Below are 14,160 nucleotides of genomic sequence, written 5' to 3'. Positions count from 1 at the left end.
AGAACGGATGAAGATATTGTTATTAGCGGATGTAGAATCAAAATATTTATGGGACTATTTTGAAAAAGAAAAGCTTGATGGCATTGATCTGATCATTTCCTGCGGAGATCTGAAAGCGGAGTATTTGTCTTTTTTGGCAACATTTACGACAGCTCCTGTGCTTTATGTACATGGTAATCATGACGTGAAATATGATTATAAAGCTCCGGATGGATGTGTATGTATTGATGACCGTGTCTTTGTGCACAATGGGCTGCGTATTGCGGGACTTGGTGGTTCGATGTGCTACTCCATGAAGAAATACCAGTACACCGAGAAGCAGATGTATAAACGACTAGCTCGCTTAAAGTGGCGTATCCGTATTCGGGGCGGGTTAGATATTTTAGTGACACATGCGCCGGCTAAGGATCTGGGAGATGCCGAAGATCAGCCACACAGAGGATTTCGGTGCTTTCGTTGGATCATGAAACATTACAAACCGGAGTATTTTTTTCATGGACATGTTCACATGAACTATAACCGTAATCAGCCACGTGTCAGCAGCTACTTAGATACAACGATCATTAATGCGTATGACCGGTATATCGTTGAAGTGCCGGATCCGGAGAAAAAACGCAAATTCTGGCAGAAAATGAACAAATTTTTGTATCCAAACGACATTTATTTTGAATAGATAACTCAAACTTCGCACATCCAAGATTATCGTGTTATTACATAATAAGTAATATGTGACCTGACAGTAGCTTTGGATGTGCGAAGTTTAGGTAAATAGCATTTTTGTAAAATGTGGAAAGGCACTTCCTTTTGGTGCGCTGCATAAGATATATGGATAGCGTGAAAGGGGAAGTGCGACAATGCAATCATTTCCACAACCTCCCAGCGCCAAAGAAGAAAAAGAGTACCTGAAAAAATGCAAGGAAGGCGACTGGCAGGCGCGTAATCAATTGATTGAGCGGAATATGCGCCTGGTTGCCTATATTGCCAAGAAGTACCAGCAGTCAGGGGTAGAAATGGAGGATCTTATTTCGATTGGAACGATTGGACTGATCAAGGGAGTGGACAGTTTTAGGGAAGACAAAAAGATTCGGCTTGCAACGTATTGTGCGAGATGTGTAGAAAATGAAATACTGATGTATCTTCGTTCCGTAAAAAAGACAGCGCGTGATGTATATTTGTTTGATACCATAGGTTCGGATAAGGAAGGAAATGAAATCAATCTGTTTGATGTATTGGAATATGAGGAAGAGGATATTGCAGATCGTTTGACGAGAAAAGAGCATATTGGTAAGTTGGAACAATATATGGAACAAACCCTGACACCACGAGAAAAAGAGATACTTTGCCTGCGTTACGGCATACAGGCAAAGGAGCAGAAAACGCAGAGGGAGATCGCAGAAATTTATCAAATTTCCAGATCTTATGTATCACGTATTGAAAAAAAGGCACTAAAGAAATTGAGAGATCGTTACGAAGACGAATAAAAAAGCCAAAAGGGGCTGTTATATGAATTGCAGATGGTTCATATACAGCCTCTTTTTGATAGATTTGGACTGGACGCGGACGGTCAAATATGCTAACATTTTCTCTATATGATAAGATCTAGGACAGAAAGGAAATGAAAAAGATATGACATACATCAAAGAATATCAAGAGGGAAATAAGTTTTTTGGCATTTATTTGTGCAAATCCAAGCAGGTATTAAAAACAAAGGCTGGTAAGACTTATTATTCTTTGCTCTTGCAAGATAAAACGGGGATTATTGACGGAAAAGTTTGGGAACTCACCAATGCGATCAACGATTTTGACAGCATGGATTTTATTATGGTAGATGGTATGGTTACGACTTTTCAGGGGAGCAGACAGGTAAACATTAATCGTATTCGCCAAGCGCAGGAGGGAGAATATGATCCGAAAGAGTATATTCCGGCATCGAAATACGACATTCCTCAGATGTATGAGCAGCTGAAACAGCATATTGAAGGGATTAAAGAGCCACATTTACATAGACTTGCAGAGATGGTGTTCGTGGATGATACAGAGATCGCTAAGGAGTTTCAGCAGCATTCTGCTGCCAAATCGGTGCATCACGGTTTTATTGGCGGACTGTTACAGCATACGCTCGGTGTAACAAAAATGTGCGAGTATTTTGCGCAGAATTATGAAATCTTAGACCACGATCTTCTGATCACTGCAGCGATGTTTCATGATATTGGAAAGTTATATGAATTGTCTGACTTTCCGACGAATGAATACACAGATGAAGGTCAGCTTTTGGGACACATTTTCTTGGGTGCTGAGCTGATCGGCAAATGGAGCAGCCAGATTCCGGGATTCCCACCGGTATTGGCAACGGAGCTTCGTCATTGCATTTTGGCACACCATGGTGAGTTAGAATATGGATCTCCTAAAAAACCGGCGTTGGCAGAGGCGATGGCACTTAATTTTGCGGACAACATTGATGCGCGCATGGAGACAATGACGGAATTATTTGATAAAGCAGATCCAACGATGGAATGGCTTGGATTTAATCGAATTGTAGATTCCAATGTACGTCAGAGCTCGGGATATTTGCAGAAACGCAAATAGAGAAAGTTGTGAAAGGTCTTAAGAAGATATGGGCTGAGGAAGGAATAGATAGTAGCATGGGAAAAAAAACAAAAAAAGAATTTTCAGAGGCGGTTTGTCACAAAAATGACGAGCTGACCCTGGAAATAATTGATATGGGAACAGAAGGTGAAGGAATTGGGCGTGCAAATGGGTACGCCCTTTTTGTCAAGGACGCATTGGTTGGAGATATTGCCCGAGTACGGGTAATGAAAACGAGAAAGCATTTTGGATATGCGCGTTTGTTAGAAATTATACAGCCGTCGCCGTTCCGCGTGGAACCGAAATGTCCGGTGGCAAGACCGTGCGGTGGATGTCAGTTGCAGCATTGCAGCTATGAAAAGCAGTTGCAGTGGAAGCAGGAAAAAGTGGCGAATTGTCTCCGGCGCATCGGCGGGATTGATATAGACAAAAATGAGGTTGTTATGGAACCGATCATGGGAATGGAAGTCCCATACTATTATCGCAACAAATCGCAATACCCGGTTGGTTATGACAAAGACGGAAATCTCGTCGCAGGTTTTTATGCCGGTCGTACGCATCAGATCATTTCCTGCCGCAATTGTGCGATTGCTGATCCGGCAAGCCAACTGATCATAGACACCGTGCTTGACTTTATGAAGCAATATGGCATTCGTGCTTATGATGAAACGACCGGGAAGGGAATTGTGCGGCATATATTGATCCGTTCCGGCAAAAGCACCGGGCAGATCATGGTTTGTCTGGTTATTAATGGAACCAGACTTCCGCATAAGGAAGAATTGATCGAAGTACTGCGAGAAGCGAATCCACAGATTGTCAGCATTTGCATAAATATCAACGATAAAAATACAAATGTTATTCTCGGCCGGGAAACGAAAGCGATTTATGGACAGGATTATATAGAAGATTGTATCGGCAGCTTACGCTATCGTATTTCTGCGCAGTCGTTTTATCAGGTAAATCCTATTCAGACGAAAAAACTTTATGATAAGGCATTAGAGTATGCTGATCTGCATGGGGATGAAACGGTTTGGGATCTGTACTGCGGCATTGGAACAATCTCCTTGTTCTTGTCCCAAAAGGCGGACAAGGTATATGGTGTTGAAATCGTAGAACAGGCTGTAAAAAATGCACGTGAAAATGCAGCATTGAATGAGATATCCAACGTAGAGTTTTTTGCCGGGGCAGCAGAAGAGGTCGTACCGGCGAAATATCGTGAGAGCGGAGGGACATTACGCAGTGATGTGGTCGTGCTCGATCCACCGCGAAAGGGATGTGACGAAAAATTATTACAAACGGTCATTCAGATGGAGCCCAAACGCATTGTGTATGTCAGTTGCGATCCGGCAACGCTGGCAAGAGACTTGAAGTATTTTGGAGAGAATGGGTATGCCCTGAAACGAATCTGCCCGTGTGATATGTTCGGTCACAGCTATCATGTGGAGAATGTCGTGTTGATGTCAAAAACTAAATAGAAAAATAGTAGAAATGCCATAAATAAAGGCTTTGCAGACCAATGGTCGCATTTTCGGATGTTGCCTTTGGTCTTTTTTAGTTATCTCTGGAAACTTATCAGTGAGTTTAAGGCAATTGAAAAATACAGAAGTGCGGCATCTAAGATTTCTGCAATGGTGCAAGTGCGAAATGCAGAGAGGTTAGTGTAAAGAACCAAAAAATAATGCTTAGAAGACCTCGGACACAAATAAATAAAGAAAATGTCGATGTCTTACAACTGTTAGATTTATTGAAAGATTTTGAGCAGTATGTGGATGAGGATATGGTTGCAGCAACATATATTATTAGTTCATATATCAAAAAAATCGGAATGAAACGCTCAGATGTAGATAAGTATATTACATTGTTTCCAGATCGGGTTTATAAATATATTTATGAAATGAGGTTGTATAATGTTTTTGCATAATGACAAGGAATTATTTCAGGAAGTAATTGTTTCTGCTGCCGATTATTGATTGGGAGAACGCAAGAAGCAGAAGAGATTATAATGCATATACTTTCTCTTATGACCCGATAGAGGGGTATGTGTCGGAAGGAAGGCTCATTCATGGCGTTAAGATGGAGGTGTCACTTGCCTCATTGTCTTTTCCTACAGTGGAACTACCTGTTGAGAGTTATGTGTATCAGTATTTGATGAAAGAGAATGAAGATATTGTAGATGAGTATGATTTGCACCCATTTACTATGAAAGTTCAGGACATCGACAGAACCTTGGCAGATAAGGTGTTTGCGATTTGTGATTACTATATTGACGGATCGGTCTATAAGGGTGGAAAATTATTGTTACTGGTATATGATGAAGAAACTGACCAATATTATCAAGTTGAAAATGGTAAAATGATTCCTGTCAGACCTTTTGCCAGGTACCGATAACAGAAGGAACACATTATGTGATTCGTGTAAAAATCAGTGAAAAAAGAGAAAAAAACAACACTAAATAACATGAATATCTCTCAAAAAATAACACTAAACGATAATAAATGTGTAAAAAGATATCCGAAATAGACTACTGTACATGCTTTGTGAATTTTGATATAATTAGGCTCAAAGCGGAAGAATGAGGCCTAGAATACGGACATATCTGAATAATTTGTTATAACGATAGATGAATCAACTATGAACAGGAGGTCATGCAAGTTATGGAAATGGATAAGACTATGCATGGAAGCAGAGAATTAGAATTTGCAATTTTCTGTATTGAAAATGTTGCATCAAAGTTAAATGTGGATGCTACCAAGGTCTATGCCGCCTTGACAGAACAGACAGATATTTTGAATGAATATATCATTCCGGAATATGAGGTTCTGCACACGCAAAGCAAGGAGTATATCGTGAATGATATTATTGATATTATGAAAGAAAGAGGCGTGAAATTATGATCTTATATCATGGTTCATTTGTAGTGGTTGCTCAGCCGGATTTGTTGCACTCCAGACCAAATGTTGATTTTGGAAAAGGCTTTTATGTCACACCCATTTATGAGCAGGCTGAGAAATGGTGCAACAGATTTAAGCGTCGTGGTAAGGATGGTATTGTATCACGGTATGTGTTTGACGAAGGTGTGTATAGAGATTTAAAGGTGCTGACATTTGATACCTATTCAGAGGATTGGCTGGATTTCATCCTGAACTGCAGAAGAGAGCAGGATGGTACAGACTATGATCTTGTGGTTGGCGGTGTAGCAAATGATAAGGTGTTCAATACAGTAGAACTGTTCTTTGATGGATTAATTGATAAGGCAGAAGCCATTCGCAGATTGCAATATGAAAAGCCGAACTTGCAAATGGCTTTTCGAACGGAAAAGGCACTGTCTTATTTGTTGTTTGAAGGGAGTGAAAAGCTATGAATGCTAATCCAATTCTCTTACAGAAGAAGTATGCACGAGTGGTAGAACTTTTTGCAAAAGAGAATAATATCTCGCTGGAGAAAGCTTTAGATATTTTTTATCATTCCGAATTGTATAAGCTCATGAGCGAGGGTGTATCCGATATGCATTGTATGAGTGACGAATATCTTGTCCGGGAGCTGGAAGAAGAAAAAAATATAAAATAGCCTATGCATCTAATTGAAGAAGCATACGAATTGCTTAGAAAAACGAAAAACGGTGTATCTACCCCACAGGCTGAAGGAAATCCATCTGACATTAGAGATGTTCAAAAAATGATAAGCGTAGAGCGTGGATTAAAAGAATTAATAGACAACTGAGCCATTATATTTTATAAATATGATTCGTGTAAAAATCACATGAATATCTCTCAAAAAATAACACTAATCGATAATAAATGTGTAAAAAGATATAATGAATGGCTTCAAAAATTTGACACATATATTATAATAAGGTCGTACATAATATAGATAACTCAAACTTCGCACATCCGAAATCACCATGTTGTCACATATTGCTTATTATGTCAAAGAATATGAAGCATTTTGCAGCCATAACGTAGCGATTTCTGTCGGCAGAGAACTATAGTAATTGCCTTGCCGCATTTTCGCTTTTGGTGATTTCTAGATTTTGTTGTCTCTGATGTATGATTTACATGCCCTTTGGAAACTCGAAGTCCCGGAAGCAAGGTATTCATCATTTTTGAAAGGGACTTTGCGCTCGTCGTTACTTATGTCTCGTATTTCAGAGACATTAAGTAACGTGACGTAGCGCATCGTAGCGAAAGCGTCCCGTCCAAAAATGGATGATACCTTGCTAAACCGGGACATCTCAGACAATCCTTCGGGCATGTATTCATCAGAGACTTAACAAAATAAGAAATCACGCAAAAACTCTGCGTTCTGCGGCAATTATCTTAGCTCGCTGCCGACAGAGCAAGTTAACTTGTCGTCTGCAAAATATCACATTTATTGCAGACATAATAAGCAATATGTGACCCGATGGCGGCTCCGGATGTGCGAAGCTTGAGTAGGTAACAATTGACAGAAGTGAAATGGAGGTAGTCTATGAGCAAACAGGTAGACACAAGAAAAGCGGCGATGATAGGATGTGGATTTGTTGGTTCAGCATCGGCATTTGCATTAATGCAGAGCGGATTATTTTCGGAATTAGTATTGATTGATGCAAATCACGATAAGGCAGAGGGCGAAGCGATGGACATTGCGCATGGTCTGCCATTTGCGGGACAGATGAAAATATACGCTGGCGATTATGATGATATTGTGGATGCAGCAGTGATTATAGTGACAGCCGGTGCAGCCCAGAAACCAGGAGAGACAAGACTCGATCTAGTCAACAAAAATGTTAATATTTTCAAAAGCATTATCCCTGAGATTGCGAAGAGAAACTATAAAGGAATCCTTCTGATCGTGGCAAATCCGGTTGATATTTTAACATATACTGCAGTTAAGCTGAGCGGTCTTCCGGAAAATCGTGTCATAGGATCCGGAACAGTACTTGATACTGCAAGATTAAAATATGCGTTAGGAGAACATTTGGAAGTTGATTCCCGAAGCGTTCATTCCTTTATTATTGGAGAGCATGGGGATAGCGAGATCGTTGCTTGGAGTAGTACTAACGTATCGGGAATCCCGGTCAATGATTTTTGCGAATTACGTGGACATTTTAACCATGAAGAAGCAATGCACAGGATCGCAGACGATGTTAAGAACAGTGCGTATGATATTATTGAAAAGAAGGGTGCGACGTATTATGGTATCGCAATGTCGGTTAAACGTATCTGTGAGTGCATTATGCGTGACGAAAAGTCAATCCTGCCAATTTCCTCTATGATGCATGGAGAGTATGGGATCAGTGATATTTGCTTGAGTATGCCTACGGTTGTTGGTAGAGAAGGAGTGGAAACTCGTGTGCCGATCCAGCTTAACGAACAGGAGGAAAGTGCATTAAGTGCTTCTGCAGAGCAATTGTCAAAAGTGGCAGCACAGTTGGATCTTGCTTTATAAATAACAGTACAATATTGCTACAATCTTCATTCCGTGCTATGATATTTGGTAGATTTGGGCTGCAAAATTTTACGGCCTTAGTTGAAAATATTATTATATTGGAGGAAAAAATGAAAGAGACAAAAGAAGGTATTTATGATGCACGTCAGCTTGGCAAAGCAAAAATGCTGATCCTTGGAATACAGCATATGTTTGCAATGTTTGGTGCGACTATTTTGGTGCCGATATTGGTAGGCGGCTACTTTAAGGAGGCATGCGGCGAACCGCTCACACAGGGGCTTACGGTTGCGGTTACGTTGTTTTGTGCAGGTGTTGGTACACTGATATTTCATGTGTGTTCCAAATTTAAGGTTCCGGCGTTTTTAGGATCTTCCTTTGCATTTTTAGGTGGATTTTATACCGTGGCCAATTTGAAACACGGGATGTACGCAACAATGAGTGCTAATGATAAAGTAGCATATGCATGCGGCGGTATTGTAGTAGCAGGTCTGCTGTATCTGGTCGTTGCGTTGATCTTTAAGCTGGTCGGTGTAAACCGGGTTATGCGTTTTCTGCCGCCGGTAGTAACAGGACCGATCATCATCTGCATTGGTTTATCTCTTGCACCATCGGCGATCCAAAATGCATCGACCAATTGGCTGATCGCCTTTGTAGCATTGGCGGTGATCATCATCTTTAATATTTGGGGAAAGGGAATGTTTAAGATCATTCCGATCCTTATGGGTGTTGTAATTGCATATGCTTTTGCGCTGATTTTGACAGCCTGTGGTATTACGAATCCAAATGGTAAGGCGATTCTTGACTTCACTTCTATTTCCGGAGCTAAGTGGATCGGACTTCCACCGTTCCAGATGTGCAAATTTGATATTACATCCATCCTTGTTATGGCACCAATTGCTATTGCAACAATGATGGAACATGTTGGTGATATGTCAGCAATTTCTGCAACAGTTGGTAAAAACTATATCGAAGATCCGGGGTTGCATCGAACTCTGTTAGGCGATGGTCTTGCAACCGCTTTCGCAGGATTTATCGGAGGACCGGCGAACACAACATACGGCGAAAATACCGGTGTATTGGAACTGTCTCGAGTGTATGATCCGAGAGTAATTCGTATTGCAGCGGTATTCGCAGCGTTACTATCCTTTGTACCAAAGTTCTCAGCAGTGATCTCAACAATGCCGGCATCCATTATCGGTGGAGTATCATTTATGCTATATGGTATGATTTCTGCAATCGGTGTTCGTAATGTGGTTGAGAACAGAGTGGATCTTACAAAGTCCAGAAATCTGATCATTGCCGGTGTCATTTTTGTATGTGGATTAGGTTTTTCGGATGGTCTGACATTCAAAATCGGTGGTGCGACGATCACGTTGACTGCATTGGCAGTAGCCGCGATCGCCGGAATCCTGTTGAATGCCATTTTACCGGGCAATGATTATACGTTTGGCAAGAATCCGGATGGAGATCAGAGCCGCGGGGTATATGTTATGAACCACGATGACAAATAGAATCAGAGCCGTGGGGGTTATGTTATGAACCACGATGACAAATAGAAAATGATAGTTATGGTATCGAAGATTTAAGAAATATAAAGTTGTTAATTCCAACTGATTTTGGAGGTATATTATGGATAATGTAGTAGTATTTGAGCACCCGTTGATTCAGCACAAGATATCCTTGCTGCGCGATAAAAACACAGGAACCAATGAGTTTCGTCAGTTGGTTGACGAGATCGCAATGTTGGAAGGATTTGAAGCGCTGTCAGATCTTCCGGTGGAAGATGTTGAGATCGAGACTCCGATCGAGAAGTGTATGACACCAATGATCGCAGGCCGTAAACTTGCCGTTGTTCCGATCCTTCGTGCCGGTCTTGGCATGGTATCCGGCATTCTGGCATTGGTGCCATCTGCGAAAGTAGGTCATATTGGAATGTATCGTGATGAGGAAACACATGAGCCACAGGAATATTATTGCAAACTGCCGAATCCGATCGAGGAGCGTACTATTGTGGTCTGTGACCCGATGCTGGCAACAGGTGGTTCTGCAGTGGATGCGATCAATCAGATCAAGAAACATGGTGGCAAGAACATCAAGTTTATGTGCATTATTGCTGCCCCGGAGGGACTGGAGCGATTGCACAAAGAGCATCCGGATATTCAGATCTATGTAGGTCATGTAGACAGACAGCTCAATGAAAATGCATATATTTGTCCGGGTCTTGGCGATGCCGGAGATCGTATTTTTGGAACAAAATAATACGCAAATGTTTTCGAAATGTCAACTGCTTAAAAAGTGTATAAAACTACTTAAAAAAGTATATAAAATGCCTAAAAATAAGGGGTTGACGAATTTTGACAAATTGTTATAATGATACTACGAAAAAAGTCGATATATTAAGTAGTAGGGAACAGGGAGACAGGAAGATGATGGTATTTTCCTGTCTTTTTCCCTGAAATATTAACTTTTAAGATAAAAATGATAGAGAGGATGTGGTAACGATGAAGAAGATTTTGGCAGTGATCAGTGCGATGGCATTGGCGGTAAGTGCATTGACGTCATTTCAGATCGCATCAGCAGCAGAAGTTACCATCGATGGCAAGGTGTCAGAGTGGAAAGGTGTTGAAATGCAGACATCGACCAACACTAATATTGAAAAATGGGCAGTAATGCAGGATGATAAGTATGTATATTTTTATGTACAGCAGAACGGAGGCAACGAATGGGGGCTTCCGATCACAAATACTTACGTAGACATTTCCTATGCAAGCGGTCAAGGAGGGCGTAATACCCAGATTCGCTTTGTTAATATGTTGAAGGAATTTAAGGATGCCTGGTATGGTGATATTGACGGAGCGATAGGGGCTTATGAGCCAAGCAAGGAAGCGAATAAATATGAGATTGAATTTGCAATTCCGCAGACATTTTTCGTAGATGATGATTATACGATCAAATATTGCGGGGCAACGGTAAAGAGCAGTGATATTAAGAATCTTAAGGAAGTCGCAACGCCGGAGCCGACGGAAGCAGTGTATCAGGGTATTACGATCGATGGAACGTTTACTGACTGGGATGCGGTTGCACGTACAGATGTAAATGATGCTTCTTTGGAAGAGGTGGCGACCGTATTTGATGGAGATTATTTCTATATCTACATCAAGGAGAAAAGCGTTGGTTCAGCTACATCAGCCGGTGATAAGCGTAATGGTAAATATACGATCTATACAGATTTAGGTCGTAATACAACATTTAAATTGAATAAAAATTCTATTGATGGTATTGAAGGTGCCAAGGTTTCTTACTCGAACAAACAGTACGAGATTGCAATCCCGGCATCAGCCATCAAGCAGTATAAGGATACAATCTCGTTTGGCTATTATATGTCAGAGGATATGTTTGTCAAAGATATCGCTAACCTCAAAGAGAATGACAGTAAGGATAAGTCTTTTCATGGCATTAAATATGACGGGAATTATACAGACTGGGATTATTATCCGCATCAGTTAGTACAGTATTCTACGAGTGGCGGTGTTGGCGAGGATGCAGAGGCAGCGTTGTATTTAGACGGTACAACATTGTATGGACATGTACTCTCTACTTTACATAAAAATGAGCGCGAGTTCCAGCCGTTTACGATCCGCGTTAATGAGAAAGAGAAGACTTCCATTAACTTCCGCTTGGTTGCAGTTGATAAAGATGGTAAGATCAATATGAATCCTAAGTTAGAGGGGCTGGATGCAGGAACCTATGAGTTCTATCTGTGGGATCGGGATTCCGGATCGACAGCATCTAGTATCAATGACAAGGATGCACCGATTTATGGACAGATGAAATTGACCGTACGCCAGACTGCAGATGGAGTTTCGATTTCTGACGAGATGGAATACAAAGTGAATCTGGAGAAGTTGGCTGAGCATTTTGATATGGATGCTTCTGATATGAAGATGATACAGGCACAGTATATTAATATCGGACAGGAGTGGGTTACGATCGCAGGTACTTCGACAGGTGCTGCAATGGGAATTTCGCTTTGCGTATTATCTGTAGGAGCAGTGATGCTCTATCGCAAGCGCAGATCCAAGGCGAAGACGGCATAAACAGAGAGGGTGTACCGGCTCAGCGATTTGGAATGATTTGTGACAGGCAGACGGTGGTGCAGATATAAGGCAAGGTGAAGGAATGACGATAATTGCAGGAATCATATTTCTGATCGTATGGTTGTATATATTATGGGCGCTGCGACGGAGTGATCTTCCGGCGTGGCGCTTTATATGGGGAAGTTGCGGACTGTTTGTTTTGATGATGATATTTGTCAGACCCTATTGCACACAACCGCTCGCACAAGTCGTTGCAGCGATCGCAGGAGCTTTTGGCAAGATCACGGGAATGTTTAGTGCTTACTTTAAGTATGGTGTAGTGTTTGTAGATTCTCGTGCAGGTGCGATTTCGTTGTTGATCGATTTCGAGTGTTCCGGCATTTTGGAAATTATGGCATATTTGTCATTACTTGCCTTTTTTCAAGCGTATAGTCGCTATGAACGTATTGCGGTAGGAGTTATTGGAACAGTTTATATTATTCTTGCCAATGCGATACGCATCACAGTGATCGGAGTCATCATTTATTACAAGGGAATGTCAGCTTATTATATGGCACATACTTTTGTTGGAAGAATCGTATTTTATGGCTTGTCGATCATGCTGTACTTTATTGTATTTACAAAAGCACAGATTGTTCGACAGAAAGTGGGCGGATTTACGTATGGAACTAATAAATAAATTTTGCAACTCATTTTTATTTTGGGCTGCATGGATCATAATACCGGTTATGATGGAGATTGTACCATCGGTTGGAAGTGTGCTTGTATTGCTTAAAAAGCATCTATTTAAGGAAAAAATATTAAAGCCGGCAATTGATCCGGAGATTTCTTTAATAATTCCAATCTACAATTCAATGGACACATTGGAACAGTGTATTCAATCGATTGAAGACAGTGATTATCCGGATTCCAAGATCCGGATTTTCCTTGTTAATAATCAAGGGCAGGATAACAGCTTTCAAGTATTTTGCGAGTGCCAGCGGAAGTTTCCGGGGCTGCATATGCAGTGGCTCAATGCAAAACAAGGCAAATCGAAAGCATTGAATCTTGCCTTATTTAATAGTGAGGGAAAGTACATCATCCATATTGACAGCGATGGTTTATTGGAACGATCCGCCTTGCGCAATATGGTGTACCGTTTTGAAAATGATCAGTCGATCGAGTGCATGACCGGGGTTATTTTGACAGAGCCGAAGCAGGTACAGGCATATCCGTTAGTCTTCCCACGAATTTTGCGTAAGATGGAATTTATGGAATATGCGCAGGCGTTTTTGGCAGGACGTAACTATTCGGCAGAGATCAATGCGGTGTATACGTTATCGGGTGCGTTTTCGGCGTTTCGCAAATCAGTTGTGCTGAAGTCACAGTTGTATAATACGGATACTATTTGCGAAGATACGCAGATTACGTTCCAGATGAAATATTTATTAAAGACGAAAGTTGGGATCTGCGAAGATGCGATTTTCTTTGTAGACCCGATCGAGGATCTCAATAAATTGTATACACAGAGACAGCGTTGGCAGCGCGGAAGTTTGGAAGTATCACATTTGTTTTTGAAAAACAAGTTAAAAATCAGAAATATGTTTACGAATGTAGGCGTTAGGACATTAGTGTATGACCACACCTTTGCGTTTCCGCGCTTGATCTGGTATTTAGCGCTGATCTGCTTGATGTGCTTGAATTATTCCTTTGCGCAGGTGGGATATTCCACGTTATTTTTGTATTTATTATACGTGTTGATTGGTTTTTTTTACTATATATCGACGGTTGGCTTCTTAAAGAACTTTAAGGAGATTCGGAAATATTATGCAAAGCAGTGGTATGTATTGCCATTGCTGCCACTATTCAATCTGGCAGTGTTCTTTATTCGCTTTGCAGGCGTGGTAAATAGTATTAATACCAATAGCGCGTGGAAAACAAAGAATTTTACGCAGGAAAAGGATAGTCTGTGCAAAACAATAACCGATGATTTTGCGGTTGTAATGCGTTTTATCCGCAAGATCAGGGCAATTGTCAATAAACCAGAGGAACACGTATAGAAAGGCGAGGG

15 protein-coding genes are annotated in these 14,160 nt (G+C 41.0%); all 15 read left to right on the top strand.

What is annotated here, in order from left to right; translation table 11 throughout:
• The first annotated feature begins 7 nt into the window (after nt 1-7).
• The 15 genes from ACSAJE_RS07775 to ACSAJE_RS07705 all read left to right on the top strand — a co-directional run bounded on the left by ACSAJE_RS07775 (nt 8) and on the right by ACSAJE_RS07705 (nt 14,149).
• A complete protein-coding gene (locus ACSAJE_RS07775; protein ID WP_022024307.1) occupies nt 8-673 on the top strand; it encodes a metallophosphoesterase family protein in 666 nt (221 codons plus the stop codon).
• Between the two features lie 181 nt (nt 674-854).
• Nucleotides 855-1,481 (top strand): RNA polymerase sporulation sigma factor SigK, encoded by a 627-nt coding sequence (gene sigK, locus ACSAJE_RS07770; RefSeq protein WP_022024416.1) that lies wholly within the window; start codon nt 855-857, stop codon nt 1,479-1,481.
• Between the two features lie 145 nt (nt 1,482-1,626).
• The gene (locus tag ACSAJE_RS07765; protein ID WP_118690548.1) at nt 1,627-2,586 is read left to right on the top strand and encodes a 3'-5' exoribonuclease YhaM family protein; all 960 of its coding nucleotides are present in this window, start codon (nt 1,627-1,629) and stop codon (nt 2,584-2,586) included.
• A gap of 56 nt (nt 2,587-2,642) precedes the next feature.
• The gene (rlmD, locus tag ACSAJE_RS07760; protein WP_458008742.1) at nt 2,643-4,061 is read left to right on the top strand and encodes a 23S rRNA (uracil(1939)-C(5))-methyltransferase RlmD; all 1,419 of its coding nucleotides are present in this window, start codon (nt 2,643-2,645) and stop codon (nt 4,059-4,061) included.
• Nucleotides 4,062-4,264: 203 nt separating this feature from the next.
• On the top strand, nt 4,265-4,507 hold the full coding sequence (locus tag ACSAJE_RS07755; protein ID WP_118690550.1) for a hypothetical protein: 243 nt from the start codon (nt 4,265-4,267) through the stop codon (nt 4,505-4,507).
• A 119-nt stretch (nt 4,508-4,626) separates the two neighbouring features.
• Nucleotides 4,627-4,974, top strand: coding sequence for a hypothetical protein (locus ACSAJE_RS07750; RefSeq protein WP_458008741.1), 348 nt, complete (start codon nt 4,627-4,629; stop codon nt 4,972-4,974).
• A 266-nt stretch (nt 4,975-5,240) separates the two neighbouring features.
• Nucleotides 5,241-5,480: a DUF3791 domain-containing protein gene (locus ACSAJE_RS07745; protein WP_022024179.1), complete on the top strand. Its 240-nt coding sequence runs from the start codon at nt 5,241-5,243 to the stop codon at nt 5,478-5,480.
• Nucleotides 5,477-5,947: a DUF3990 domain-containing protein gene (locus ACSAJE_RS07740; protein ID WP_118690553.1), complete on the top strand. Its 471-nt coding sequence runs from the start codon at nt 5,477-5,479 to the stop codon at nt 5,945-5,947. The genes ACSAJE_RS07745 and ACSAJE_RS07740 overlap by 4 nt, the downstream gene beginning before the upstream one ends.
• Nucleotides 5,944-6,153 carry a DUF3791 domain-containing protein gene (locus ACSAJE_RS07735; RefSeq protein ID WP_118690554.1) on the top strand — a complete coding sequence of 70 codons (210 nt, stop codon included), beginning with the start codon at nt 5,944-5,946 and terminating at the stop codon, nt 6,151-6,153. Before ACSAJE_RS07740 ends, ACSAJE_RS07735 begins: the two co-directional genes overlap by 4 nt.
• 900 nt (nt 6,154-7,053) lie before the next feature.
• A complete protein-coding gene (locus ACSAJE_RS07730; RefSeq protein ID WP_118690556.1) occupies nt 7,054-8,013 on the top strand; it encodes an L-lactate dehydrogenase in 960 nt (319 codons plus the stop codon).
• 110 nt (nt 8,014-8,123) lie between these two features.
• Nucleotides 8,124-9,524 carry a uracil-xanthine permease family protein gene (locus tag ACSAJE_RS07725; RefSeq protein WP_458008740.1) on the top strand — a complete coding sequence of 467 codons (1,401 nt, stop codon included), beginning with the start codon at nt 8,124-8,126 and terminating at the stop codon, nt 9,522-9,524.
• Nucleotides 9,525-9,642: 118 nt separating this feature from the next.
• Nucleotides 9,643-10,272 (top strand): uracil phosphoribosyltransferase, encoded by a 630-nt coding sequence (gene upp / locus ACSAJE_RS07720; protein ID WP_118690557.1) that lies wholly within the window; start codon nt 9,643-9,645, stop codon nt 10,270-10,272.
• A gap of 242 nt (nt 10,273-10,514) precedes the next feature.
• Nucleotides 10,515-12,110 (top strand): Firmicu-CTERM sorting domain-containing protein, encoded by a 1,596-nt coding sequence (locus ACSAJE_RS07715; RefSeq protein WP_118690558.1) that lies wholly within the window; start codon nt 10,515-10,517, stop codon nt 12,108-12,110.
• Nucleotides 12,111-12,192: 82 nt separating this feature from the next.
• On the top strand, nt 12,193-12,789 hold the full coding sequence (gene xrtG / locus ACSAJE_RS07710) for an exosortase family protein XrtG (protein WP_022026047.1): 597 nt from the start codon (nt 12,193-12,195) through the stop codon (nt 12,787-12,789).
• A complete protein-coding gene (locus ACSAJE_RS07705) occupies nt 12,773-14,149 on the top strand; it encodes a TIGR03111 family XrtG-associated glycosyltransferase (protein WP_458008739.1) in 1,377 nt (458 codons plus the stop codon). The genes xrtG and ACSAJE_RS07705 overlap by 17 nt, the downstream gene beginning before the upstream one ends.
• Nucleotides 14,150-14,160: the final 11 nt, after the last annotated feature.

Source organism: Jutongia sp. SJQ-6, assembly GCF_054161275.1.
Note: the sequence above shows the minus strand (reverse complement) of the source record. Positions and strands in the feature narration are given on the sequence as shown.